This is a genomic window from Verrucosispora sp. WMMD1129 (assembly GCF_029581255.1).
GTDB classification, from domain to species: domain Bacteria; phylum Actinomycetota; class Actinomycetes; order Mycobacteriales; family Micromonosporaceae; genus Micromonospora; species Micromonospora sediminimaris.
The window spans coordinates 2642948-2668999 of record NZ_CP120741.1; the positions used below are offsets into that span (position 1 = coordinate 2642948).

The window sequence follows — 26052 nt, forward strand, 5'->3', positions numbered from 1 at the left end:
AGATGGAACTCGCCTGGTACGCCCTGCTCGGCCTCTTCTTCGCCGGCTATCTGGTGCTCGGCGGCTACGACTACGGCGTCGGTCTGCTGCTCGCCCGCGGGGCCGACGCGCCACGCCGACGTGCCGCCCTCAACGCGGTCGGGCCCTTCTTCCTCGGCAACGAGGTGTGGCTGGTCGCCGCCGTCGGCATCCTGTTCGGCGCGTTCCCCGTACTGGAGGGCGAACTGCTCGCCGGCAGCTACCCGGCGGTGGCCGCCGCGCTCGCCGGGGTGATCCTGGTGACCGCCGGGGTGCAGCTGCGCAGCCGGCCGGGCGGCAGATCGGCCCGAACCGCGTGGGAGCGGGTGATCGTGGTCGGCAGCCTGCTCGCCACGCTCGGTTGGGGCGTGGTGCTCGCCGGACTGCTCCAGGGGGTACCGCTGCGGGCCGACGGACACGTGGCCGGGGTGACGCACCTGTTCACTCCGTTCGCCGCCGCCACCGGGCTGGGCGTGCTGGCACTGGCCGTGGCACACGGTGCGACCTTCCTCACCCTCCGGCTACCCACCGTAGAAAGCGACCGGCTCCGTCCGCTGGCGCGCCGGCTGCTCCTCACCGCGACCGTCGCGGTCGGCGCAGCCGCCGTCGTCGCACTGTTCTCCGACCGGGTACGCACCGCCGCGCAGCGCCCCGTGGCCGGCGTACTGCTGGCGATGTTGCTGGTGGCGGCCCTGCTGGCGGCGCGGGTGGCGCTCGGGCGGCGACGGCCCGGCGTGGCCTTCGCCGCCACCGCGACGGCGCTCGCGCTGCCGGTGCTGCTGGTCGGGGTGACGCTCTGGCCGTACGTGCTGGTGTCGACCGTGGAACCGGGCGCGTCACTGACGGTGACCGACGCCGCCGCCAGCGGGCCGACCCTGCGGCTGCTGGGCTGGCTGGCGGTGCCGCTGCTGCCGGCCCTACTAGGCTTCCAGGCGATGTGCTTGTGGATTTTTCGAGGACGAACTGACGGCAGGGCACCGGTGTACTGGTGAACCGCCGCCCCTTCGACCCGCGGCTGCTGCGCCGGGTTCCTGCTGCCCGACGCGACCTCGCCCTGCTCGCGCTGCTCGGCGTACTCGCCGCCGGGCTGGTCGTGGCGCAGGCGACCGCCCTGGCCGTGCTGCTGGCCACGGCCTTCACCGGGCAACTGGACCGCGCCGCGCTGGTCGGGCTGCTGGCCACGGTCGCGGCCCGCTCGCTGGTGGTCTGGGCGCAGGGCGCGGTGTCCGCGCGGGTGGCCGCCACGGTCAAGGCGGCGCTGCGAGCCGACCTGCTGGGTGCCGTCGCCCAACACGGACCCGGCTGGGTGGCCGGACAGCGCGCCGGCCAACTGGCCACGCTCGCCGGTCGGGGTCTGGACGCACTCGACGCCTACTTCACCGGCTACCTGCCACAACTCGTGCTGAGCGTGACAGTGCCGGTCGCGGTGCTGGGCCGAGTCCTCTTCGCCGACTGGAGTTCGGCGGTGATCATCGCGCTGACGCTGCCGCTCATTCCGATCTTCGGGGCGCTGCTCGGCTGGCAGGCCCAGGCCGCCACCGAGCGCCAGTGGCGACGGCTTTCCCTGCTCGGCGGGCACTTCCTGGACATGGTGGCCGGGCTACCCACACTGCGCGCGTTCGGTCGGGCCCGAGCGCAGACCGACGCGGTACGGCGGATGGCCGACGGGCACCGGGTCGCCACCATGAAGACGCTGCGGATCGCCTTCCTCTCCGCGCTGGTGCTCGAACTCGTCGCCACCCTGTCGGTGGCGCTGGTCGCCGTACCGGTCGGCATCCGGCTGCTCGGCGGCGGGCTGGCCCTCCAGACCGCGCTGCTGGTGCTGCTGCTGACCCCGGAGGCGTACCTGCCGCTGCGGGCGGCCGGTAGCCGCTTCCACGCCAGCATGGAAGGGCTCACCGCGCTGGACGAGGCGCTCACGCTCTCCGGCTCGGCGCCGCCGGCACCGGCGGGTAGAACGAGCGCGCGACCGGACGGACCCGCCGAGATCCGCTTCGAATCGGTGACGGTGGCGTACGAGCGCACCACGGCGCTGCGCGACGTGACGCTTACCATCCGGCCCGGCGAGCGCATCGCGATCATCGGGCCGAGCGGCGCCGGCAAGAGCACCCTGCTCAACCTGCTGCTCGGCTTCGTGCGCCCGACCGACGGCCGGGTCACCGTCGGCGGGATCGACCTGACCGAGATCGACCTCGACGGCTGGCGGCGACAGGTGGCGTGGGTGCCGCAAAGGGCCCACCTGTTCGCGGCGTCGCTGGCCGACAACATCCGGCTCGGCACCACCGATGCCACGCCCGCCGCCCTCTCCGCCGCGGTCCACGCCGCCGCGCTGGACGAGGTGGTCGCCACCCTGCCCGACGGGCTGGACACCCTGCTCGGCGAGCGGGGGTACGGCCTCTCCAGCGGCCAGCGGCAACGGGTGGCGCTGGCCCGGGCCTTCCTGCGGGACGCGCCGGTGGTGCTGCTCGACGAGCCCACCGCCCGCCTCGACGCCGCCGCCGAGGCGGTGGTGCTGTCGGCCACCCGCAGTCTGGTCGCCGGCCGTACCGCCCTCCTGGTGGCCCACCGGCCAGCGCTGCTCACCGACGTCGACCGCATCCTGCGGGTCGAGGACGGGCGGGTCACCGAACTGACTCCGGTACCGGCCGGTGAGCGCCCATGAGCGAGCGGATCGTTTGGCGCCGCGCGACGAGCGAGCGGATCGTGCTGCGGCTGGCCCGGCCGTACCTGAGACGCCTGATCGGTGCCGGGCTGCTCGCCGCGGCCACCGAGTTCGCCGGGCTGGCCCTGATGGCGACCGCGACCTGGCTGCTGATGACCGCCGCCGGCCAGCCCCCGCTGGATCGGCTCACGGTGGCGATCGTGGCGGTACGGGCGCTGGCGGTGAGCCGGGGCGTGCTGCGTTACACCGAACGCCTGGCCGGGCACGACGCGGTGCTGCGTCTGGTCACCGACGTCCGGGCCCGGGTCTTCGACACGCTGGCGACGCGGCGCGGTGCCCCGCCCCGCAGTGGGGACGCGCTGAGCCGACTGGTTTCCGACGTGGACGCGGTACAGGACCTGCTGCTGCGGGTGCTCGTGCCGGCTGCGGCGGCCGGGCTGGTGAGCGTACTGGCCGTCGGGCTGACCGCGCTGGTTTCGCTGCCGGCCGCGCTCGCGCTCGCCGTCGGGCTGCTGGTGGCCGCCGTTGCCCTGCCGGCGTTGGCGACCGCGTTGACCCGACGGGCCGGCGCGGAGGTGGCGCCTCTGCGCGGAGCGCTCGCCACCGACGCGGTCGATCTCACCCACGGTGCCGCCGACCTGGCCGCCTTCGGGGCGACCTCGGACGCGCTGGCGGCTGCCGAGCGGCGGGCCCGCCGACTGGCGCGGCTGGAGCGGCGACTCGCGGCGCTCGGCTTCGCCGTCGACGCGGCCGGGGTGCTGGTGGCCGGTCTGACCGCCGGAGCGGTGGTGTACGTGGCCCTCGGCGCCGATGTGGACGGGGTGCTGGTCGGCGTCCTGGCCGTCGGCACCCTGGCCGCCGTGGAGATCGCCCTCGCGTTGGTCGGCGCGGCCCGTCAATGGACCGGACTGCGGTCCGGCCTGGCCCGGGTCGCCCAGCTCCTGGCACCCGGCGACGCCAGCTCCGAGACCCCCCGGGACTCCGTCAGCGCTCCTGCGGTCGCCCCGGCACCGTCGGTCCGGTTCGAAGCGGTGACGGTTCGATACCGGGTCGGTGCTGCCGCCGCACTCGACGGCGTCGACCTGGAGCTGCCACCCGGACGTCGGGTCGCGGTCGTCGGTCCGAGTGGCGCGGGCAAGAGCACCCTGGCCGCCGTGCTGACCGGCGCGGTTTCCCCCACCGCCGGCCGGGTCACCCTGAACGGGCGGGACGTGTCTGCGTACCCGTCCCAGGAGCTGCCCTACGTGGTCGGGGGGTTGCTCGCCGAGGCGTACGTCTTCCACGCCACCGTCCGGGACAACATGCTGCTCGGTAGTCCGAATGCGGACGAGGACGCGCTGCTCACCGCCGCCACCGCCGCCGGGCTGGCGGACTGGGTCCGGGCCCAGCCGGACGGCTGGGACACGGTCGTCGGCGAGGAGGGCGGGCAGCTCTCCGGTGGTCAACGGCAGCGTCTCGCGCTGGCCCGCGCCCTGCTCGCCGCGCCGGGCGTCCTGGTGCTCGACGAACCCACGGAGGGCCTCGACCCGACCGCCGCCGACCAGGTGCTGGCCAGCGCGTTGGCCGCCACCGTCGGGCACTCGGTGCTGCTGATCACCCACCGGCTCAGCGGCCTCGCCGAACTCGACGAGATCGTGGTGCTGGACGCCGGCCGGGTCGTGCAGCGGGGCCGACACGCGGCGCTCGTGGCGACGCCCGGCTGGTATCGGGAGCAGTGGGTGTTGCAGCAGGCCGCCGAGCACGGCTACCTCGCGCTGTCGGGCTGATCCGTCGGGGCCGCCTCCGGGATGTCCCCGAGGCCGGGACGCCAGCGACATGGCAGGGTTGGGCCATGCCGGTCGGGGATGACGTGTTGGTCGAGGAGCACCTGCGGCAGCTCGCCGGTCGGCTCCGTGGGCCACGCCGGCTGCGGGCCGATCTGATCACCGAGGCGCGGCACGGGCTGCTCGACGCCGCCGAGGCGTACCGGGACAGCGGCCTGCCGGCCGGTGAGGCGTCGCGCCAAGCGGTCGCCGATTTCGGTACGCCGGATCAGCTCGCCCCGGCCTACCAGGCCGAACTCGCGGTGGCCGCGCTGCGCGGGTTGTCTCTGCGAGTGGTCGCCATCGCCGCGATCGGCTCGATCGCCGGTGACCTGACCTGGCACGGATCAAGCTGGAGCAACGGACCACGACCACCCTCCGGTTACCTGCTGTTGTCGCAGTCGGTGGAGTGGATCTGGGCGGGTGCCTTCCTGCTCGGTCTGGCCGGGCTCGTGCTGGTCGCGGCCGCCGCCCGCTCGGCGCGTCCCGCACTGACCGCGCTGGCACGCAGCGCCGGTGTCGCGCTGACCGGGACCGCTCTGCTGGGCGCGGTGGCCGGAGCCGGGCTGTTCTCCTGGTCGATAGTGCTGTGGGATGCGGCCCTCACCTGGCCACCGATGATCATCGGAATGGCCGTCGGCGGCGCCGCCCACCTGTGGCTGGGCAGCGCCGCTCGCACCTGGCTGCTGGCCGCCCGCTGACGGTCAGCCCGCCGGGGTGGGTGTGGTGCCCGGGCCCAGAAAGCGGCCGACCGTCGAACTGAACTCACGCCACCCCGACCGCTGGTCGGCCAGCGCCCGCCGGCCGGTGTCGGTCAGCTCGTAGGTCCGCCGTTCCCGCCCGTTGACGGTGCTCCACGCGCTGACCACGTGTCCGGCCCGCTCCAGCCGTCGCAGCGCCGGGTAGACGGTGCCGGTAGGCAGGTCGAGTCGACCGTCACTGCGCGCCCGCAGGGCCTCTATGATCGCGTAGCCGTGCAGGGCCCCCCGCTCCAGCACGGCCAGGAGCAGGGCGTCGAGGTGTCCGTGCAGCGCCTGGGCGTTCATGCGTAGACACGCTACTTGTTATCCGCCTGGCGAGCCATCGGGGTGCGGCCAGCGGTTACCGAGCGCAGCCAACTAGGGTATGTGCCCAGAGTCACTCACCGGCATCAGCGCCGGGGGTGGTAGCCCGACGCACACGGAGGTCACCGTGGCACGCCAGTCGCCCCAACGGCCGGACGCCGACGAGCCCGAGCTCGATGACACGACCGGCACCAGCGAGCCGGACGTCGCCGAGCCGGCCGACGCCGCGCCCGACGTCGCCGCGGCGGAGACCGCGAACCGCGCGCTCTGGGACGAGCTGCGGATCGATCCGGTGGAGATCGCCCTGCCGGCCGGCACCGGCTTCACCCTGCGCGCGTACCGGTCGGCCCGTGAGCTGACCCCGACCGACGTTGCCGAGCGCGATGCCGACGACCCTTTCCTTGCCCGTCGGCAGGTCAGCCCGACCGAGAGCGACGACGAGGAGGAGGGTGACGTCGTCATCCTCGACGAGGACGTCGCCCGCGAGTTCGCCGAGAGCGAGGACGAGGAGAAGCAGGCGCAGCGCGGCGACGCCGCCGAAGACGGGAAGGAAGACGCCGACGAGGTCACCGCCGACGAGGCCGGTGACGAGGAAGTCCCGGTCTTCCTGACCCACAAGGGTCGGCTGCTGCTGTTCAAGACGCCCGAGTCGCTTGTCAGTTTCGTCCGTTCCGGCGCACCCAACGATCTGTCTCAGCTGGACAGTTGGGATGAACTGTCCGAACGGGTGGAACCGGCCGACATCGCGCCGCTGGACGATGACGTCTACGAACTCGACCTCGTCGTGGAGAACCTCCGCGGCGGGCACGACACCTGGGACCCGACGCTGCTCATCGAGGCCGGCGAGGTAGCCCGCGACCTGGCGTACGCCCTGCGACTGCCGGCGGTGCTGGACATGCTCTCCACCGGCTCCAGTCTCGACGACCTGGACGAGGCGCTACGGGCATCGGTCGGCGGCGGCATCGGCGGCTTCATGGGACGGCGTAGGCTGAAGAAAATCGGGGCACAAACCGCAAGTCTGGGTTGGCGGACCATTGTCGGAAAGATCTCTGCGGTCGTGGACTGGCGCGACTGACCCACACCAGGGAGCATCAGTCTCTGGCAGAGAAAGCCCTGTGTCCCGGGAGGAGGACGACGCCGTGGCGCTCGTGCGCGTGTACTGCGGTCTGACCTCGGCGGACCCGGCCGACCGACCGGTCTCGACCGGATCGGCGCTGACGTCCGCTGTGGTCGACGACGCAGGCCGTCTGCTGCATGTCTGCGAGATCGGCGACGACCCGACGGGCTACGCCCGGCTGGTCACGCTGCTCGTGGAACGCTCGGGCGGGCCGAGCGGAGCGGCGATAGCCGCCGACAGCGACGACCACACCATCACCTCTCTGCTCAGCGCCGCCGGTCGCCCGCTGGCGATCGCCGACGACGACTCGGTCGACGACTTCGCCGAACGGTTCGCCGACGACGACTCGCTTGAGGAGATGCAATCGCCGCCGGCCGTCCGGCGCGCCGTCGGTCTCGCCCGGGCGTTGCAGGCCGGCGCACTGTCGGCGGTGACCCTGCCGGCTCCCCGTGAACTCGCCGGGTACAAGCAGGTCCTCGCCGCACACGCCGCGCTGGCCAGCGGTCGGCACTCCGCCGCGGTCGCGCTGCGCGAGGTGCTCCGCGAGCTCTACCCGGCGGCGTTGCGCGCCTACCCCGACCCGGCCGAGTCGATCCCGCTTGCCGTACTGGACGCGCTGCCCGAGCCGGGCATGCTTACCGACGCGGCCGGCCGGGGCCGCGACGCCGCGGTCACCGCGGACGCCGTCACCGCTCAACTCACCGCCGACGGGGCAGGCGACGCGGAGGCGATCGACGAGGCGGTCACCGCGCTACGCGTCGCCATTTCCGAGACCCCACGGCGGGCCACCGTCAACCGGGCCCTCACCTCAGCCGCCGCGGAGACCATCCGACAGGCGGTCGCCTCGGTCCGCGCCTGCGACGCCGGCTGCGAGGCGCTCGTCGGTGCGCTGCGCGCCCGTACCGCCGGACCAACGGCGGCGTCCGGCCGGCGAGCCGCCGCGCGACGCGGCGAACAGGTCGGCGAACTGTCGGCGAGCACTCCCGGCAGCCAGACCGGCCTGCGGTCGGTGCGCCCCGGCGGCCCCGAGCCGGCCGGTGGCCGTCGCAGTCGGCCGGAGCCGGTGCCGGGCAATGCCCAGCCGGCCGCTCCGCGTCCACTCGGCCCCCCGCCGGTGGCACCCGCGCCGATGACTCCCCCACCGGTCGCGCCCGCGCCGGTGACGCCGGCCGCTGTGGCCGGGCCGCCCGCCTCGCCGTCGCGGGCCGAGTCGCACCCGTCCCGGGTGGACGGCCCGACCAACCGGCCGATCTCCGCGCCGCCACCGCCGCCGCCCGGCATCACGCCGATCGCACCGACGCAGCGCGGCTCGATCCCGCCCGCCGAAGCGGGCGAGCCGTTCCGGCCGACCCTCACCACGGCGGCGATCAACAGCGCCCGCGCCGAGCGCCAGCGCACCGTCATCCCGCCCCGACCGAAAACGAACGGCGAGCCACCGACACCGACCGGCGGATTCAGCGCCACCGACCTCAGTGTCCCGGTGCCCGCACCCCGCCCCGAGCAGGAGAAGACCGCTCCCCCGGGATCCCGCTCGAACTGGCCCCTGGTCAACAATCCGGAGAACCCGGCCGACACCTCGCCCCGCAATCCGGTCGTCGGTTCGTACGACGACCGTGGCCGGCGCGGTGCTCCCGAGCCTCCCACCGACCAGGGTGCAGACCGCCGGGTCACTCCGCCGTGGCTCGCCGACGACCTGCCGCCGGAACCGCCCGTGCTGCGGCTGGTCGAGCCGCCGCCGCTGGCCGACCGGGCGTTGCGCAACGGCACCCAGCCGTCACCGGAGACGCCGGTGCCGCTACGGCTCGTCGACCGCAGCGGCACCGAACGCGGCAACCGGGGGGACGAGCGACTGGAGCTACCGGCCCGCCGTGCGGCGGAACCGCCGGTCGAGCACCGGCCGCCGCCGGTCTCCGACGAGGGCGACGGCGATCTGCTGATCTTCGCGCAGGCCCGTTCCGCCTGGTTCGTGGGGCACGGCGAAGAGGCCGACCTGGACTGGTCGACCACGGCCGACACCGGATGGCAGGCCGCCGAGCAGGCGGCCCGTCCCGCAGTGGGTGCCGAGACGAACGCGGGGCTGCCCAAGCGCGTACCGCAGGCCAACCTGGTGCCCGGTTCGCCGCTACGGGAGGAGCGCCCGCTGCGGATAGTGCGTGACGCCGCCAGCCTGGCCGAGAACACCACCGGATACTTCCGCGGCTGGCGTCGGGGGCAGGAGATCGGCGGGTTCGCGGTCGGCGGGCGCCCCGGGCGGGAATCGGCCGGCGGCTGGGACTTCAGCCGCGACACAGGTGACCGCGACGACGATCGGGAGTACGAGTACCGCTCCGCCGGCTACCGCTCCTGACCCGCGCCGCAGTGCTGCCGATTGACCTCTTCAAGGCCGTTCACCTGCGTGTTTCTGCCCACACCCGGATAATTTGACGCCGGGTCGGCAGGGCCGGGAGCATACCCGCGGAACATCCGGCGGCAGTTCGCCGGGCGGGAAGGCGACTCATGGCGACACCGGTAACCGGCCCATCCGTGGTCACTCGACGTGGCGTACTGGCTGCGGCGGCGAGCACCCTGCTGCTGAGCGCCTGCGGGCGCGACGGCGGACGGGAGGATGCCGTCGCCCGGCCCACCCCCGGTCATGAGTTGGTCATCGGCGCCACGCTGGAGCTGAGCGGCCCCGGTGCGGCGCTGGGCGTGCTCCAACAACGGGCGCTGGCAATCAGTGCGGCGGCTCTCAACGAGAAGGGCGTGGCGGTCGGCAACCTCCGCCGACGGGTACGCGTCGAGGTGCTGGACAACCGCAGCGATCCCCGACTGGCTGCCCGGCAGGCGACCGAGCTGGGCCGCCGGAACGACGTGCACGCCCTGCTCGGTGCCACCCTGGCGGAGACCTCCATGTCGGTCATCGGGGTGGCGCAGAAGCTCCGGCTGCCGTTCGTGTCGTTGGCGTTCGGCGACTCCATCGCCGTGCCGCTGGCCCAGCGGGCCTACGTCTACAAGGTCACCCCGGACGCGGGCGACGTGGCACGGCGGCTCGCCCAGCTGATCAGCTCCGAAGGGCTACGCCGGGTCGTGGTGCTGGCCGAGGACGGGCTGCACGGCGACTCGGGTGTCCGGGCCATGCGGGGCGCGCTGCGCACCGCAGAGGTCGGTCTGGCCAGCACCGTGCGGCTGCCGGCCGGCAGGGCCGGCATGGCCCGCGCCGCCGAGCAGGCCGTCGCGGCCGGCGCGGACGGTGTGGTGGTCTGGGCCACCGCACCCCATTCCGGTGCCGCCGCACGGGCACTACGCGCGGCCGGACATGACGGCGAGTTGTTCTTCGACGCCGGGGCGGTGGCCGAGGAGACCCTTGACCGTCCCAATCTGCCCGCCGTCGAGGGTTCCTACGCGGTCCATCCGTCCTCGCTGGGCGGCTCCACCATCGCCAACAGCAGCGCCGCCGGGCGCGCCTACCGCGACCTCGTCTCGGCGTACATCCGCGCGCACGGCGCCTACCGTGGCTTCGCCCCGTACGCCTCCGACGCGCTGCTGCTCATCAGCACGGCGGCCCGGTTGGCCGACAGCGTGGACCGTGGTCGACTACGGGCGTACCTGCAGAACCAGGTCACCGATGGCCTGGCCGGGATGTACTCGTTCACGCCGATCCGGCACAGTGGCATGGACCGCCACTCCCTCGGGGTGTACCGCGTCGACGGCGGTGCCTGGAACCGGCTCAGCTGACGACGGTGGGTGCCCTGGGGCACCCACCCACGTCACCGGGGCAGCACCCAGCGCCCGGTGTCGGCGGTGGCCGTCACCGGACGCTGGTGCCGAACATCAGGCGGGCGCGACGGCCCGGGAGCGACGCATCGTGAGCACGTACTCGACCAGCGAGATCAGTACGTGCTTCGTCGACTCCCGGTTCCGGGCGTCGCAGGCCACCACCGGCACGTCGCTGGAGATGGCGAGCGCATCCCGGACGTCCTGCGGATCGTGGTACTGCATCCCGTCGAAGCAGTTGATGGCCACCAGGTACGGCAGCCGCCGGTGCTCGAAGAAATCGATCGCCGCGAAGCAGTCGGCCAGCCGGCGGGTGTCCACCAGCACGACCGCGCCGATCGCTCCCCGCACCAGCTCATCCCACATGAACCAGAAACGGGTCTGACCCGGCGTACCGAACAGGTACAGGATCAGGTCACGATCGATCGAGATGCGGCCGAAGTCCATGGCCACCGTGGTCGTCGTCTTGCCCGGCACCTGCCGGGTGTCGTCGACGCCGACTCCGGCGGAGGTCATGATGGCCTCGGTGGTCAGCGGCGTGATCTCCGAGACCGAGCCGACCAGCGTCGTCTTGCCGACGCCGAATCCACCGGCGATAACGATCTTCGCCGACGTCACGCGCCCGCTCGGGGCCGGCGGCCGGTGCGACATGTCAGAGCCTGCGAAGTCCACTCAGCACCCTCTCCAGCAATTCAGTGCCCACCGCGTCGTCCGAGTCGTCCAGGATGGTCGGCTCGTGGACCGCGACCAGGCCGTCCGTCGCCATGTCGGCGATGAGCACCCGGGCCACGCCGAGCGGAAGCTGCATCCGCGCCGCGATCTCCGCGAGCGACTGCACGCGTCCGTCACACAGCGCGGCGATGTACTGGTGCTCACGGCCTTGGCCACCATTGCCAGTGGCAGCGGCCCGACCGCGCACCGTCGTCTCGACAAGCGCCTCCAGGGCGATGTCGAGGCGGGGACGGGTACGACCGCGGGTTACGGCGTATGGACGGACCAGCGCGCCGGTCGGCTCGTCACGATCAGCCATGTTGCCGCTCACCTCCTTCGTACCCGGCACCGGTTGGACCGGTGCTACCCGTCGTATGCAATGTTGTCGCCCCGCCTGCCCCCACCGGCCGGCGCGACGATCAGCCCATCATCCCCACAGCCGTACGCGGCTGCGGGGTCAGGGCGTCGCCCACCCGGTCAACGAGCAGGGCCATTTCGTAACCGACCTGTCCCACGTCGCAACTACGCGCGGCGAGCACCGCGAACGACGAGCCGTCGGAAATCGACATCAGGAACAGGAAGCCATTGTCCATCTCGACCACCGTCTGCAGCACGGCGCCTCCCTCGAAGCAACGGGCCGCGCCCTGGGTCAGGCTGACCAGGCCGGAGGCGATCGCCGCCAGCTGGTCCGCCCGGTCCCGGGGGAGGTCTCGGGACGACGCCAGGAGCAGGCCGTCCGCGGAGACGGCGACCGCATGCGCGACACCGGGTACCCGATCGGCGAAGTTGGCCAGCAGCCAACCGAGATCCTGCGTACTAGTCATCCTTCTTGCTCCTTCTGCCCGCTCCCGGCCACCGGGCCAGAGCCAGACTGCGAGGATTGCTGCCCGCCCGGAGTTCCGTCCGGGCCGGTCGGGTTGCTGTCCGAGGGGTGACTACGTCCCCGTTGGACACCCCGGTGGTAGGCGGACAGCAGACCGCGTACCGATTCCGGGTTACGACGCTGCACCGAGGTGGTGGGCTTCTCCACCGCCCCCGGCACGAGCTGTGCCATCGGCGTACGCTTCGGCAGCCCGGTCTCGGTGGTGCCGGCCGCCGGCGCCTGGCTGGCGGCACTTGCCGCGCGCCAACCGTCGTCGGCCGCGGTCCGCCACATGTTCTCCTGAGGTGTCGGGCGGTGCGAGGGCGCGCTGTCGGCAGCGCCGGGCCGGGGCCCGCCACTCGCTGCCGCGCCGCTCCCGCCGGAAGCGCCCGCCCCCGTCGGAGTCTTTGGTGCCATCGGTGCGTTACCTGTCGTCCCGGTCTGGGTCTGCTGCTGGGCCGGCCGATTGACGACGTCGACCGTGGAGAGCTGCTGGGTCGTCGCGGCGGCCGTGGCGGACTGACGCGCGCCGGCCGACTCCTCCGGACCCGGCCGGCGGGTGCGGAACCACGCCGACTCCAGCTCCCGGAAGATCGGCAGTTCCATCGTCTCGTCGGCGTACCGCTGCCGGTTCTGGGCCTGCGGCGGCGTGGGTGCGGTCGGCTGGTGCTGCGCGGGAGCGGGCCGGGCTGCCGGGGTCTGACGCTGCACCCGGGGCAGTTCGGTGGTCATGTCCAGGGCGGCGGCCAGCCGCTCGGGCACGGGCGGTGCGGCCGACTCCCCGGCGACCGGCGGCCAGGCCGGGGGTGCCGAGGGCGCACCCGCGCTGGGCGCCGCCGAGACGGGCCGCTGCGGCAGCGGACCACCGGGCGGAGTCGAGACGGGTGAGCCGGAGACGGGCGAGGCCGACACGGGGTGACCGGAGACCGGGGCCGCCGAGACCGGCGGGGCCGAGTAGGGCGTGCCGGAGACGGGGGGCGACGACACCGGGGGCACCGGCGGCGCCGACACCGCCGGCGGAGCGTAGGAACCGGTCTCCGGGCTGCTCGGCAGCTGACGCGGGATGGCCGGTGGCTGACCGCTTGGCTCGTCGGTGGACCGGCGCTGCGGCAGCGGATCGATCGGGTGACCGTTCGAGGTGAGCGGCGCGAAGCCGTTGCCGTTGCCGTTGCCGTTGCTGGCCCCGGTCAGATCCGACCAGGCGGGCAGGTTGCCGCCGCTACCCACGGTGGTCGGCGTACCGGAGCCGTTACGGCTGGCCGGGTCGAAGGGCCGACCGCCGAGGGTCACCTGGTTGCCCGAGCTGCCCGGGGTACGCGCGGCGGGCGGGGCCGGCGGGTGAGCGCCGTTGCCGAGCGCGGCCAGCGCGCCGAACGCCGGAGTCGGCCCGGACGACGGGCCGGCCGCGGCCGGCAGTGCGGGAGGCTGCTGCCCCCGGCCGGACAGTGCCCGAGGCACCAGCACGGTGGGCGGCAGCGTGACCTCGGCGACGGTGCCCCGGTCGCCGCCGGGCCGCAGCTCGACCTTCACGCCGTGCCGGGAGGCCAGGCGGGCGACCACGACCAGGCCCATCATCCGGGAGACGGCGACGTCCACCTGCGGCGGCGTGGCCAGTCGCTCGTTCAGCTCGGCCAGCTGCTCGCCGCTGATGCCGATACCCCGGTCCTCGACGTACAGCGAGGCACGGTCGCCGACCCGGCGAGCCTCCACCAGCACCTGAGAGTCCGGTGGCGAGAAGGCTGTCGCGTTGTCGAACAGCTCGGCGACGAGGTGGACGAGATCGTTGACCGCGTGCGCGGCGACCTCGATGTCCCGGTCGATCACCCCGAACTCGATCCGGGTGTAGTGCTCGACCTCGGACTGGGCGGCCCGCAGCACGTCGATCAGTGCGGCCGGCTCGCGCTGCACGCGGGTCGAGTCGGCACCGGCGAGGACCAGCAGGTTCTCGTCGTTGCGGCGCATCCGGGTGGCGAGGTGGTCCAGCTGGAACAGCTCCGCCAGCCGGTCCGGGTCCTCCTCACCGCGTTCCAGCCGGTCGAGGTGGCCGATCAGCCGGTCGACCAGGATCTGCGACCGGCGAGCCAGGTTGACGAACATCGTCGCGACCGACGACCGCAGCGCGGCCTGCTCGGCCGCGGTACGGACCGCCTCCAGGTGGACCGCGTTGAACGCCTCGGTCACCTGGCCGAACTCGTCCTTGCTGCGTACCGGCAGCGGCTCGGCGATCTGGTTGGCCAGCTGCACCGGCGAGAGCTGTCCGGTGACCTGCGGGTCGCGCAGTCGGGCCACCGCCTGGGGCAGCCCGTACTGGGCGATGGAGAGCGCACCCTGACGCAGCTCACGCAGCGAGCGGGCCATCGAGCGGGCCACCAGGAACGCCAGGAAGATGGCCAGCAGCAGCATCGTGAGCAGCAGGCCGGTCTCCAGGAACACCGTGCGCTGCACCTCGGAGCGCAGCTCGCCGGCCTGCTCCACCACGTCGGAGTCGAACTTCGACTCGACCGAGCGGATCAGTTGGCCGTTGGCGACAAGCGCGGCGTCCCACTGCTCAGGGGTGAACGAGATGCCGGCGAGGTTCTGCGAGTTGTCGGCGTTGACCTGGCTGATGTAGATCGTTGCCTGCCGGCGGTCACCGCCGCCGATGGTCTGGGCGTGGAACTCGGCCTCCGCCTCGGTGGCCACCGCGTCGAAGCTCTGCTGCGCCTGCTGCTGACCGGTCTCGCTGGAGATGTAGTCGGTCCGCAGGGTCGAGCTCATGCCGCCCAGGATCAGCGCCCGGTGCACGACCACCCGGCGGACGGAGAGCCACTCCTTCTCCCGGGCCACCGCGGCGGCGGCCCGCATCCGGTCGCTCAGGTCGTTGTCACCGGCCAGCTGGCTGGCCGAGTCGCGAACGGTGAGCAGCTGATTGATCAGCTCGTCGTAGGACTGGATCGCGTCGGTGATCCGGAACTTGCCGTTCAACACCTGGCTGCGGGCGCCGGGCAGGTCACCGAGACCCTCGTCGATCTGTTCGAGCAGCCCGTTCAGGCTGACGGGCAGATCGCTGAGGTCGGACCGCTGCTGCGAGTAGGGGGCCTTCTCCTGGTCGACCCGCGACGAGACGTCGTTGTAGCGGGTGGCCGCCGCCTCCTTCTGCGCCGCGGTGGCCTTCTCCGGGTCCAGGCCCAGCAGCAGCACCGCCGCGGTCCGCTCGTCCTGCAAGCCGTCCACCAGGTCACCGGAGTGGCTGATGAGTTCGGCGAGGTCGCCGGCCCGGTTGGCGTCGTTGAGCGCGTCCAGGTGGTCGACCAGACCGCTGGTACCCACGACGACCGTGGCGATGGTCGGCACGATCATGATGAGACCGAGCTTGGACCAGATCGGCATGTCGCGGAGCCGACCTGCCGGCCGGCGTAGACGCGACAGGAGAGAACCTGCCGTCTTCGGCCGTTTGCTCACGTCACCGCCCTCGTGATTGCAGCGTCCGCGTTGCCCCCGGACAACGCCCAGCAGCCGACCCGGCGGGTCGGACCATCCGAGATTCCATCACGCCGCCACGGAAAGAGAAAGCCCAGGTTGGCCGCAGCCGGAGGTGTGATGAGATGTTGATGCAATTTGATCGCGGTCCGTCTGTTCGGAGTTACTTGAAGTAATGAGCAACCCGCACCGAGTCGTCCTTCTCGCCGGCCCCTCCGGCTCCGGAAAGTCGTATATAGCGCAACAAACCGGGCTGCCAGTGCTCTGTTTGGACGATTTCTACAAGGACGGCGATGACCCAACGTTACCGATACGGAACGGTCAGATCGATTGGGAGTCGCCCGATTCGTGGGACGCCGAGGCAGCGGTGGAGGTTATTGACCAATTGGTCCGACACGGCCGGGCGGACGTGCCGGTGTACGCCATCAATGAGGATCGCCGGGTGGCCACTCGGCGCTTCGAGCTGGCCAGTTCGCCACTTTTCGTAGCCGAAGGGATCTTCGCCGCCGAGATCGTCGGGGAGTGCCGGCGACGCGGGCTCCTCGCCGGGGCGTACGCCCTGCGCCGGCCGCGCAGCGCGACCTTCCTCCGTCGGCTCGCCCGGGATCTCGCCGAGCAGCGCAAGGGCCCACGGGTCCTGCTGCTGCGCGGCCTGGCGCTGCTGCGCGCGGAACCGGCCGTGCTGCGTCGGCAGACCGGTCTCGGTGCGGAGGCCGCCCGTGGCCGGGACGTGCTGCGCCGGGTGGCCGGTCTGCTCGCCGCCGGCCACCCGCCGCAGATCGGCTGACCGCCGACCGGACGTCGGTCAGCCGAGCAGCTTCGCGTACGCCGGTTTGATCACCTCGTCGATGATCCGCAGCCGCTCGTCGAAGGGGATGAAGGCGGACTTCATCGCATTGATCGTGAACCACTGAAGCTCGCGCCAGCCGTAGCCGAACGCGTCGACCAGCAACGCCATCTCCCGGGACATCGAGGTGCCGCTCATCAACCGGTTGTCGGTGTTGACGGTCACCCGGAAACGCAGATCCCGCAGCAGCCCGATCGGATGCTCCGCGATGGACGCGGCGGCACCGGTCTGCACGTTCGACGACGGGCACAGCTCCAGCGGGATCCGCTTGTCCCGCACGTACGCGGCCAACCGGCCGAGCTGGGCCTGCGGGCCGGGGGTGATGTCGTCGACGATGCGGACTCCGTGGCCGAGACGGTCGGCGCCGCACCACTGGATCGCCTGCCAGATGGAGGGCAGCCCGAACGCCTCGCCGGCGTGAATGGTGAAGTGGAAGTTCTCCCGCTGGAGGTATTCGAAGGCGTCCAGGTGCCGGGTGGGTGGAAAACCCGCCTCCGCACCGGCGATGTCGAAGCCCACCACGCCGTGGTCGCGGTGCCGAACGGCCAACTCAGCGATCTCCTGCGAACGAGCCGCGTGCCGCATCGCGGTGAGCAGCGTGCCCACCCGGATCGGCGTGCCGGCCTCGGCCGCGAGCGTGCTGCCCTCCACAAAACCGGTCAGCACCGCCTCGACCACCTCGTCGAGGGTCAGGTCCTGCTCCAGGTGCTGCTCCGGAGCGAACCGGACCTCGGCGTAGACCACCCCGTCGGCGGCCAGGTCCAGGGCACACTCCCGGGCCACCCGGCGCAGCGCGGAGGCGGTCTGCATCACGGCGACGGTGTGCGCGAAGGTCTCCAGGTAGCGCTCCAGGGAGCCGGAGTCGGCCGCCGCCACGAACCAGCGCCCCAGCTCCGCCGGGTCGGTGGTGGGCAGTTCATGACCGATCTCCGCGGCCAGGTCGACGATCGTCGCGGGGCGCAGGCCGCCGTCCAGGTGATCGTGCAACAACGCCTTCGGCGCCCTGACGATGTCCTCGTACCCGATATCCGTGCTCATCGCCCCTCGCCCCGCTCACAGCCCATGCTCCCGACCCTAGTCCGCGCTTCCTGTCGAGTGCCCGCGCAGGGCGTGTGTCGAGGCCCTCCGTAGGCAGGATGGCTCCGATGCCCGCCCTAGACTCGACGCGTGAGACAGCCGTGATGCCTTCCCGCGTCGTGGCGTGGCTGCGTTGCCCCGTCTGCCAGGACCCGCTCGCCGAGGTCGTCACCGGTGGATCCCGGGCGTTGCGGTGCCCGCGCCGACACAGCTTCGACATCGCCCGCCAGGGCTACGTCAACCTGCTCACCGGCCGCGCTCCGCACAGCGGTGACACCGCCGAGATGGTCAGCGCCCGGGCGGACTTCCTGTCCGCCGGTCACTACGACGTGATCTCCGCCGCCCTGGCAAACGCCGCCGACACCGCCCTCGCCGCCGACACCGCCCTCGCCGCCGACCCGACTGCCCCCGGCGCGCACCCGCTGGTGGTGGACGCGGGCGCGGGTACCGGCCGGCACCTCGCCGCGGTGCTGGCGGCCGTGCCCGCGGCCGTCGGTCTCGCGCTGGACATCTCCAAACCGGCGCTCCGTCGGGCCGCCCGCGCCCACCCGCGGGTCACCGCCGCGCTGGCCGACACCTGGCAGCGACTACCGCTGGCGGACGCCTCGACGGCGCTGCTGCTGAACGTCTTCGCACCCCGCAACGGCGCCGAGTTCCGCCGGGTACTCGCCCCGGGCGGGCGGCTGCTGGTGGTGACCCCGGCCGCCGACCACCTCACCGAACTGGTCGCCGCACTCGGCCTGCTGCGGGTCGACCCGGCCAAGGCGGACCGGGTGGCGGCCAGTCTGGCCGGGCACTTCACCGAGGAGTCGACGACCGTGCACCGGCAGGAGTTGACGCTCTCCCGCCCGGAGGTCGCCACCCTGGTCGGCATGGGCCCGAGCGCCTGGCACACCGATCCGGCGGGGCTGGCCGCCCGGGTCGAAACCCTCGGCGAGCCGGTCCGGGTGACCGTCGCGGTGCGGCTCGGGACGTACCGGCTCCAGGGCGCGTCTCCCGGAGACCCGCCCTAGGTGGAGAGGTCGACCTCTTCCCAGCCCGGGGGCTCGTCGTGGTACGGCCCGCGCAGGATCACCGCCCACTCCAGCGCCCACCGCCGCTGACCTATCGCGTTGGCGTCCACCAGCCCCGGCAGGCTCCGGCCGGCGCGGCTCACCTCCAGGTACGACCAGTCCAGGCAGTAGTGCAGGTCGAGCAGGGCAGCCGCGTCCGCCGGATGCTGCGGCGCGGCCAGGATCCGGGACCGCCACTGCCGGAAGGTCTCCCCCTCGGCGATGTGCGGCAGCCGCTCCACCAGCCGGTCGTCGGCCGGCATTGTGGGATCCAGCTGCTTGGTCAGGCCGAGCACCCAGGCCAGCGAGAACAGCGCGTCATGGTGCAGCACGAAGGAGCGGTGGTCGCCCTTGGCCCCGGTGACGAAGTGGAACTCCGGCGGAGTGACCATCTCCACCAGGTGCGAGGCGAGCAGCCAGCTCATCGCGGCCTGGGGCGGCATGCCGAAACAGCGGGCCAGGATCAGGTGCAGCACCGCGATCCGCGCCTCGATCTCCGCCGTCGGCCGCAGCTCGATGTCATCGCCCGGCTCCCAGACCAGCGGAAACTGCGGCGGGGGCAACGGCAGCCGCAACCGGGACAGCTCGTCCAGGCTCGCCTCACGCACCTCACGGGGGTCGGGGGCAGGCACGATCACGGCAACATCCCTGTCTGATCACGATGTCTCGGCGCCGACGGTCCCCCCTGGCCTGCGAGAATAGCGGCCCTCACGCTCCGACACCATGGCCGGGACCAGGGTTTCGTCACTCGACGCGCTCGATGACGAGCGGCACCGCGACCGGTGGCCGGGCGGCGACGGTCACCGCCGGGGCGGCCTCCGCCAACGCCGCCGGGATCAGCTCCGCCCGTTCGGCCCGCAGCTCGTAGAGGGGTTCCCCGGCGCGTACCGGGTCGCCGGGACGCTTGTGCAGCAGCACGCCGGCCGGCACGCTGACCGGGTCTTCCTTGCGCGCCCGACCCGCGCCGAGCCGCCACGCGGCCACCCCCATGGCGTACGCGTCGACCGCCGCGACGTGACCGTCCGTGTCGGCGCGGACCACCTCGACCTCGGGTGCCCGGGGCATCGGAGCGTCCGGGTCCCCGCCCTGTGCCTGGATCATCGACCGCCAGACGTCCATCGCCCGCCCGTCGCGCAGCGCGGCGGCGGGGTCGGCATCGGGCAGCCCGGCCGCGTCGAGCATCTCCCGGGCCAGCGCCAGGGTCAGCTCCACCACGTCGGCCGGCCCGCCGCCGGCGAGCACCTCCACCGACTCGGTCACCTCGATGCCGTTGCCGATCGCCCGACCGAGCGGGGTCGACATGTCGGTGAGCAGGGCGACGGTCTTCACCCCGTGCGCGCCACCCAGCTCCACCATGGTGCGGGCCAGCTCCCGGGCGTCGTCGACCGACTTCATGAACGCGCCGGAGCCCACCTTCACGTCCAGCACCAGCGCGCCGGTTCCCTCAGCGATCTTCTTGCTCATGATGGAGCTGGCGATCAGCGGAATGGCCTCGACGGTGCCGGTGACGTCACGCAGCGCGTAGAGCTTGCGGTCGGCCGGGGCGAGCCCGGAGCCGGCAGCGCAGATCACCGCGCCGACGTCCCGCAGTTGGGCGGTGAACTCCTCGTTGCTCAGCGCCGCCCGCCAACCCGGGATCGACTCCAGTTTGTCAAGCGTGCCGCCGGTGTGGCCGAGACCGCGCCCGGACAGCTGCGGAACCGCCGCCCCGCAGGCCGCCACCAGCGGGGTCAGCGGCAGAGTGATCTTGTCACCGACCCCACCGGTCGAGTGCTTGTCGACGGTCGGCCGGGTCACCGAGGACAGGTCGAGCCGTTCGCCACTGGCGATCATCGCAGCCGTCCAGCGGGCGATCTCCGGGCCGGTCATCCCGTTCAACAGGATCGCCATGGCCAGCGCCGACATCTGCTCGTCGGCGACCACCCCCCGGGTGTACGCGTCCACCACCCAGTCGATCTGCCCGTCCGACAACACCCCCCCGTCCCGCTTGACCCGAATCACATCAACCGCCGCAAAACCACTCATCAAAGGATCTTCCTAGTCGTCTGCAATGCAAGATTCGCGCACCGTGCCCACCGCCGGGCAAGCGCGCCGTGACCGTCGCACGGCCGCTGACCACGACGGGCCGGGGGCCTGCCGTGCCCGGCGGAGGGATCAAGCCTGACCGCCCGGAGCCGGGTACGGCAGGCCCCCGGCCCCAACCGCAACCGCGGTCGCACGGTCGACCCCGGCCCCAAGCGCAACCAACGACAAGCTCAACCCCAGCGAACCGGGATCTCCGACGGTGGCTCGCCCTCACCGGCCCAGAAGATCGTGCCGGACGCGTCGACCACCACCACCCGGGGCGTACGCGCCAGCCCCCAGCCGATCGCCTCCGCCGGGTCGTCCCAGCTCGGCCCCTCCTCAAGCACCCCGGTCTCGGCACCCGCGTCGTCACCGGCCGAGCGCTCCCAGTAGGCCGTCCAGACCTGCTGGCCGTCCGACAGGTCCGGGTGCACGAAGACGGTGCCCCGGCCACGCCAGGCGGCCAACCGGTCGGGCACCACCGGCACCGGCCGCTCCCCGGTGACAGCCTCGATGTCGGCCACGTCGAAGGCGTGCGGCAGCAGTTCGGCCATCCGCAGCGGGCCGCCCTTGGCCTCGACGAGACATTCCGGCCCGCCCTGCTCCCAGAGCAACTGCCGGCAGCGCCCGCACGGCATCAGCGGTTCGCCGGTGGCGTCGACGCAGGACAGCGCGACGATCCGACCGCCGCCGGTAGCGTGCAGTGAGGAGACCACCCCGCACTCGGCGCAGAGCACAACGCCGTACGCCGCGTTCTCGACGTTGCAGCCGACCACGACCCGGCCGTCGTCGACGAGCGCCGCGGCACCGACCGGAAATTTCGAGTACGGCACGTACGCGTGCCGCATCACCTCGGTGGCGGCGGCCCGCAGCCGCTCCCAGTCGATCTCACTCATCCCGACATTCTGCCGCATGGCTGCTGACCAGCTTTAACGCGGCGTCACCCACGGCAGTGGCACCGACCCTCCTGACCGCGACGCCCGGGAGGCAAAGGCCCAGCCCGATCACGCTCCCAAGATCCGCACAGATTCAGGGATGCTGCTGCCTCAACTCCGGCCGAGGCAGCAGTATCGGGGAAGTTGCGTGGAGACTGGACGGCGGCACCTGACGACCTCGTCGAGGGGTAAGAGCACGGTCAGCCCTTGATGTACGGCTTGCCGTCGGCGGCCGGTGCCCGTACCCGACCGACCAGCCCGGCCACGGCCAGAATCGTCGCCAGGTAGGGCAGCATGGCCAGGAACTGTCCCGGGATCACACTGTTGATCGCGCCGAGGTAGGTGGCCAACTGGTCGGCGAAGCCGAAGAAGAGCGCGGCGAGCAGCGCACCGGTCGGGCTCCACCGGCCGAAGATCAGTGCCGCCAGGGCGATGAAGCCCTTGCCACCGATCATGTTCTTGGTGAACGAGAAGAGCGCCAGCGTGTAGGAGGCGCCACCGATGCCGGCGACGGCACCAGCCATGATCACGTTGCGGTAGCGCAGCCCGAGCACCCGCACACCCAGGGTGTCCGCCGCCGTCGGGTGCTCACCGACCGACCGGGTCCGCAGGCCCCACCGGGTCCGGAACAGCGCGATGTGGATCACGAGCACCAGGAGCAGGGCGAGGTAGAGGAAGATGTTGCCCCGGAACAGCGCCGGCCCGAGCAGTGGGATGTCCGACAGCAGCGGGATCTCCCAGTTGCTGAACCGCGGCGCGCTGTTGTACCGGGCGGCGTCGGTCTGCATCAGCCGCTCGTAGAGGAAGCCGGTGATGCCGAGCGCCAGCAGGTTCAGCACGATGCCCATGACCACCTGGTCGACCAGGTAACGAATGCTGAACACGGCCAACAGCAGCGAGATGAGCGAGCCGCCGATGGCGGCGGCGACGAGTCCCACCCAGACGCTGCCGGAGATGCTGCCGAACAGCGCGCCGCTGAAGGCACCCATCAGCAGCTGCCCTTCGATGGCGACGTTCACCACGCCGGAGCGCTCGCAGAGCACGCCGGCCAGCGAGCCGAAGATCAGCGGCAGGGCGAGCAGGAAGGTGCCCCGCACGATGTTGACAAGCGGCATGAAGTTCTGGCCGGTCGGTGCGGCGGAGACCTGCCAACACAGGAACGACAGCACGAAGGCGACCAGGCCGACGGCGAGCACCGGTACGAACCAGCGCTTCGGCAGCCCGGCGAGCATCGAGCCGCCGGCCGCGAGCGCGATCAGGCCGAAGACGATCGCACCGACGGTGCCGTTGATCTCCAACGCGGCGCCGGCGGCATCCTCGCTGAGCGTGAAGCGGGCCTGCTCGCCGGTGGCGAGCGCGCCGAACAGCACGGTGGCCAGCAGGCCCAGTGCCACCAGCACCAGGCCGACCTTGCGGGTACGGGTCCAGAAGCCCTCGTTTACCGACGCGACAGCGACGTCGGGAACAGCCGTGGTGGACATGCCTCACCAGCCCTTCGCGAGGCTCGTCTGCAACCGGGCGGCCCGCGCGGCCCGGAGCTGGAAGATCGCCTTCACCAGTGCCGGCGCGGCGATGAAGATGACGATCAGGGCCTGGAGCACGGTGACCAACTCCAGCGAGATCCCCGAGTACGACTGCATCCGGTTGCCGCCGGCCTGCAACGCGCCGAAGAGCAGCGCGGCCAGCGCCACCCCCCACGGTTTCACCCGGCCGAGTAGGGCGACCAGGATGCCGTCGAAGCCGATCTGGGCGACCACCAGGGGAGTCAGGGCCGCGGCGGTCGTGCCGAGCACCATCTGCGAGCCGCCGAGTCCGGCCAGCGCCCCGGCGAAGACCATGATCAACACGTACGTCCGGGTGACGCTGATGCCGGCGGTGCGGGCGGCGTCCGGGTTGGCGCCCACCGCCCGCAGCTCGAAGCCGAGCGTGGAGCGGTTGAGCAGCCAGGCGACCGCCCAGGTGGCCAGCACGGCCAGGATGATGCCGGCGTGGGCCCGCAGCCCGTCACCGAAGAGTCGCGGCAGTTGCGCGGAGGCGTCCACCGGCCGGCTGATCGCATCGGTACGGTTCGGGTCCTGCACCCCGTTCTGGACGATGAGCCAGGTGAGGAAGTAGACCGCGATGTAGTTGAGCATGATCGTGTTGATCACCTCGTGGGCGCCGGTCCGTGCCTTGAGGATGCCCGGGATGAAGCCCCAGATGGCCCCGCCGAGCGCGCCGGCCAGGACGGCGACCAGCAGGTGCAGGCCCGGCGGCAGCGGCAGCAGGAAGCCGGCCAGCGCGGCCAGGATGACGCCCATCGTCGCCTGCCCCTGAGCGCCGATGTTGAACAGGCCGCCGCGGAAGGCCAGCGCCACCGAGAGACCGGTGAAGACCAGCGGCGCGGTGTAGGTGAGCGTCTCCGAGATGGGGCTCAACGCCGCGTTGAAGCTGCTCGCGGCCGGGTCGAAGACCGAGCCCTTGAACAGGTTCGCGTACGCCTCACTGACAAGCGTCCAACTGGCGTTTATCGCGTCCGACGGACGGGCGGTGATGTAGCTGTAGGTGGCCAGCACCTCCGGGTCGGAGATGATCATCAGGACGGCGCCGACGACCATCGCCAGCACCAGCGAGAGCAGGGTCACCGTGAAGGTGTTGGCGGCCCACAGGTTCTCCAGGAAGAGCCGCCCCAGTGTGGGGCGGGGTCCCGGCTTACCGGTGGTGGTGGCCGCCTCCGCGCGTTCGGTGTTGCCGACCGCGGTCCGGGCGGCCTGGTCCTCACTCGCCGGTTCCTTGTCCGGGGAGCCCGGCTGGGCGTTGGGGTCACTCATGCCGGCAACTCCGCTCCGCTCCGTGCCGCCGCAGGGCCGCCGTGCCTGATGGTTCGCTCGCTCATCGGTCCTTCTCGTCTTCGCTGCCTGGCCCCTCGGCCGACACCACGCCGTCGGTGGTGGCCGGGACGTCCCGGTCGGTGGTTGCCGGGGTACCCGCGTCGGACACGACGTCCGCGTCGGTGGTGGCCACCACGTCCGGGTCGGTGGTCGCGGTCGGCGCGGACCCGTCCTGCGGGGAACCACCCGTCGCGTCCGGGGTGATGCCGGCCATCAGCAGGCCGATCTCCTCGCGGGGGGTGTCCGGGCCGACCACGCCGATGATCCGCCCGCGGTACATCACCGCGATCCGGTCGGCCAGCCCGATCACCTCGTCGAGTTCGCTGGAGACCACCAGCACGGCGGTGCCGGCGTCGCGCTCGTGGACGACCCGGCTGTGGATGAACTCGATCGAGCCGACGTCCACCCCCCGGGTCGGCTGGGCGGCGATGAACAGCTTCAGCGGCCGGGACAGTTCCCGAGCCACGATCACCTTCTGCTGGTTGCCGCCGGAGAGGGTGCCGACCGGCGCATCGGCCGACGAGGTACGCACGTCGAACTGCTCGATCCGTTCCCGCGCCGACCTGTTGATCTCGTCCGGCCGAAGGGACAGGCCCCGGCCGAAGGGCGGCCGGTCGTACATGTCCAGCACCAGGTTCTCGGCGACGGTGAACTCCTTGACCAGGCCGTCGACGCTGCGGTCCTCCGGCACGTAGCCGACGCCCGCCCGGAGCACCTTCTTGGTGGACCAGCCGTCGATGCGCTGCCCGTTCAGGGTGATGGTGCCGGCGAGCACCGGGCGCAGCCCCATGATCGCTTCGATCAGCTCGGTCTGTCCGTTGCCCTGCACACCCGCGACACCGAGCACCTCGCCCGCGCGTACGGTCAGATCGACGCCGTCCACCGCCCGCACCTGACGGTCGTCGTCGACCACCAGGCCGGAGAGTTCCAGGACCGGCTCGCCCGGGGTGGCCGGGGCCTTGTCCACGGTGAGCCGGACCGTGCGGCCGACCATCAGCGCAGCCAGCTCGTCCCGGCTGGCCTCGGGCGAGGCCGTACCCACGGTCTTCCCGCGTCGGATCACCGTGATCCGGTCGGCGATCGCCTTGACCTCGCCGAGCTTGTGGGTGATGAAGACGATCGACTTGCCGGCGGCCTTGAGCGACCGCATCACGGTGAGCAGTTCCTCGGTCTCCTGCGGGGTGAGCACGGCGGTGGGCTCGTCCAGGATGAGCAGGTCGACGTCCCGGGTGAGCGCCTTGACGATCTCCACCCGCTGCTGGATGCCGACCGGCAGGTCCTCGATCACCGCGTCCGGGTCGACCCGCAGGTTGTACCGCTCGGACACCTCGGCGACCTCGCGCCGGGCGCGACGCCGGTCCAGGAAGCCGGCGATGCCGCCGCGTACCTGCTCGGCGCCGAGCATGATGTTCTCGGTGACGGTGAAGACGGGCACCAGCATGAAGTGCTGGTGCACCATGCCGATGCCGGCCGCGATCGCGTCGGAGGGGCCGCGCAGCCGCAGCGGCTTGCCGTCGACCAGGATCTCGCCCTCGTCGGGCTGGTAGAGCCCGTACAGCACGTTCATCAGGGTGGACTTGCCCGCGCCGTTCTCGCCGAGCAGGGCGTGGATCTCTCCAGGCTCCACCGTCAGGTCGATGTGGTCGTTGGCGACCAGATCACCGAACCGCTTGGTGATGCCGCGCAGTTCGAGTCTCAGCGCAACCTCCTGGAGTGCGAAGCGATGGTGCAGCGTAGCTGCTGGCGGGCGGGCCTGGCG

The 26052-nt window shown here is 72.2% G+C and carries 21 protein-coding genes; 9 read left to right on the forward strand and 12 right to left on the reverse strand.

Features of this window, described 5'->3' with window-relative positions; all coding sequences use genetic code 11:
* Positions 1 to 2 precede the first annotated feature (2 nt).
* The 4 genes from O7624_RS12055 to O7624_RS12070 all read left to right on the forward strand — a co-directional run bounded on the left by O7624_RS12055 (position 3) and on the right by O7624_RS12070 (position 5183).
* Positions 3 to 1010: a cytochrome d ubiquinol oxidase subunit II gene (locus O7624_RS12055; RefSeq protein ID WP_282240063.1), complete on the forward strand. Its 1008-nt coding sequence runs from the start codon at positions 3 to 5 to the stop codon at positions 1008 to 1010.
* Complete coding sequence (gene cydD, locus O7624_RS12060) at positions 1007 to 2680, forward strand: thiol reductant ABC exporter subunit CydD (RefSeq protein WP_282240064.1); 1674 nt, start codon at positions 1007 to 1009, stop codon at positions 2678 to 2680. Before O7624_RS12055 ends, cydD begins: the two co-directional genes overlap by 4 nt.
* Positions 2677 to 4446, forward strand: a complete 1770-nt coding sequence (gene cydC / locus O7624_RS12065; RefSeq protein WP_282240065.1) for a thiol reductant ABC exporter subunit CydC — start codon at positions 2677 to 2679, stop codon at positions 4444 to 4446. The genes cydD and cydC overlap by 4 nt, the downstream gene beginning before the upstream one ends.
* Positions 4447 to 4511: 65 nt before the next feature.
* The gene (locus O7624_RS12070; RefSeq protein ID WP_282240066.1) at positions 4512 to 5183 is read left to right on the forward strand and encodes a permease prefix domain 1-containing protein; all 672 of its coding nucleotides are present in this window, start codon (positions 4512 to 4514) and stop codon (positions 5181 to 5183) included.
* A 3-nt stretch (positions 5184 to 5186) separates the two neighbouring features.
* On the opposite strand, the gene O7624_RS12075 is transcribed toward O7624_RS12070, so the two are convergent.
* Positions 5187 to 5528: a helix-turn-helix transcriptional regulator gene (locus O7624_RS12075; RefSeq protein ID WP_282240067.1), complete on the reverse strand. Its 342-nt coding sequence runs from the start codon at positions 5526 to 5528 to the stop codon at positions 5187 to 5189.
* Positions 5529 to 5607: 79 nt separating this feature from the next.
* On the opposite strand from O7624_RS12075, the gene O7624_RS12080 reads away from it, so the two are divergent.
* The 3 genes from O7624_RS12080 (at position 5608) to O7624_RS12090 (ending at position 10377) form a co-directional block, all read left to right on the forward strand.
* Positions 5608 to 6621 carry a DNA primase gene (locus O7624_RS12080; RefSeq protein WP_093406176.1) on the forward strand — a complete coding sequence of 338 codons (1014 nt, stop codon included), beginning with the start codon at positions 5608 to 5610 and terminating at the stop codon, positions 6619 to 6621.
* 40 nt (positions 6622 to 6661) lie between these two features.
* Positions 6662 to 9010, forward strand: a complete 2349-nt coding sequence (locus tag O7624_RS12085; RefSeq protein ID WP_282240068.1) for a transposase — start codon at positions 6662 to 6664, stop codon at positions 9008 to 9010.
* Positions 9011 to 9186: 176 nt separating this feature from the next.
* Positions 9187 to 10377 (forward strand): ABC transporter substrate-binding protein, encoded by a 1191-nt coding sequence (locus O7624_RS12090; protein ID WP_282240069.1) that lies wholly within the window; start codon positions 9187 to 9189, stop codon positions 10375 to 10377.
* 96 nt (positions 10378 to 10473) lie between these two features.
* Here the strand turns inward: O7624_RS12090 and O7624_RS12095 are convergent, their stop codons facing one another.
* The 4 genes from O7624_RS12095 to O7624_RS12110 form a co-directional block, all read right to left on the reverse strand.
* Positions 10474 to 11067: an ATP/GTP-binding protein gene (locus O7624_RS12095; RefSeq protein ID WP_091260490.1), complete on the reverse strand. Its 594-nt coding sequence runs from the start codon at positions 11065 to 11067 to the stop codon at positions 10474 to 10476.
* 1 nt (position 11068) lies between these two features.
* A complete protein-coding gene (locus tag O7624_RS12100) occupies positions 11069 to 11446 on the reverse strand; it encodes a DUF742 domain-containing protein (RefSeq protein ID WP_091634396.1) in 378 nt (125 codons plus the stop codon).
* A 100-nt stretch (positions 11447 to 11546) separates the two neighbouring features.
* Complete coding sequence (locus O7624_RS12105; protein WP_013731521.1) at positions 11547 to 11951, reverse strand: roadblock/LC7 domain-containing protein; 405 nt, start codon at positions 11949 to 11951, stop codon at positions 11547 to 11549.
* Complete coding sequence (locus tag O7624_RS12110) at positions 11948 to 15430, reverse strand: nitrate- and nitrite sensing domain-containing protein (protein WP_282240070.1); 3483 nt, start codon at positions 15428 to 15430, stop codon at positions 11948 to 11950. Before O7624_RS12110 ends, O7624_RS12105 begins: the two co-directional genes overlap by 4 nt.
* A 460-nt stretch (positions 15431 to 15890) precedes the next feature.
* Here O7624_RS12110 and O7624_RS12115 point away from each other — a divergent pair, with 460 nt between their 5' ends.
* Positions 15891 to 16235, forward strand: a complete 345-nt coding sequence (locus tag O7624_RS12115; protein WP_282240071.1) for a hypothetical protein — start codon at positions 15891 to 15893, stop codon at positions 16233 to 16235.
* 18 nt (positions 16236 to 16253) lie between these two features.
* Here the strand turns inward: O7624_RS12115 and O7624_RS12120 are convergent, their stop codons facing one another.
* Positions 16254 to 17333 carry an adenosine deaminase gene (locus O7624_RS12120; RefSeq protein WP_282240072.1) on the reverse strand — a complete coding sequence of 360 codons (1080 nt, stop codon included), beginning with the start codon at positions 17331 to 17333 and terminating at the stop codon, positions 16254 to 16256.
* A gap of 143 nt (positions 17334 to 17476) precedes the next feature.
* Between O7624_RS12120 and O7624_RS12125 the strand changes: the two genes are divergently transcribed.
* Positions 17477 to 18385, forward strand: coding sequence for a putative RNA methyltransferase (locus tag O7624_RS12125; protein ID WP_282240073.1), 909 nt, complete (start codon positions 17477 to 17479; stop codon positions 18383 to 18385).
* Here the strand turns inward: O7624_RS12125 and O7624_RS12130 are convergent.
* The 6 genes from O7624_RS12130 to O7624_RS12155 form a co-directional block, all read right to left on the reverse strand.
* The gene (locus tag O7624_RS12130; RefSeq protein ID WP_093408157.1) at positions 18382 to 19062 is read right to left on the reverse strand and encodes a DUF4272 domain-containing protein; all 681 of its coding nucleotides are present in this window, start codon (positions 19060 to 19062) and stop codon (positions 18382 to 18384) included. The two genes, O7624_RS12125 and O7624_RS12130, sit on opposite strands and share 4 nt — an antisense overlap.
* A gap of 106 nt (positions 19063 to 19168) precedes the next feature.
* On the reverse strand, positions 19169 to 20449 hold the full coding sequence (locus O7624_RS12135; RefSeq protein WP_282240074.1) for a thymidine phosphorylase: 1281 nt from the start codon (positions 20447 to 20449) through the stop codon (positions 19169 to 19171).
* Between the two features lie 230 nt (positions 20450 to 20679).
* The gene (locus O7624_RS12140; RefSeq protein WP_093408160.1) at positions 20680 to 21384 is read right to left on the reverse strand and encodes a cytidine deaminase; all 705 of its coding nucleotides are present in this window, start codon (positions 21382 to 21384) and stop codon (positions 20680 to 20682) included.
* 239 nt (positions 21385 to 21623) lie between these two features.
* A complete protein-coding gene (locus O7624_RS12145) occupies positions 21624 to 22904 on the reverse strand; it encodes an ABC transporter permease (protein ID WP_093408163.1) in 1281 nt (426 codons plus the stop codon).
* Positions 22905 to 22907: 3 nt separating this feature from the next.
* Positions 22908 to 24233: an ABC transporter permease gene (locus tag O7624_RS12150; protein WP_282240075.1), complete on the reverse strand. Its 1326-nt coding sequence runs from the start codon at positions 24231 to 24233 to the stop codon at positions 22908 to 22910.
* Positions 24234 to 24294: 61 nt separating this feature from the next.
* On the reverse strand, positions 24295 to 26025 hold the full coding sequence (locus O7624_RS12155) for an ABC transporter ATP-binding protein (protein ID WP_307818564.1): 1731 nt from the start codon (positions 26023 to 26025) through the stop codon (positions 24295 to 24297).
* Positions 26026 to 26052 lie beyond the last annotated feature (27 nt).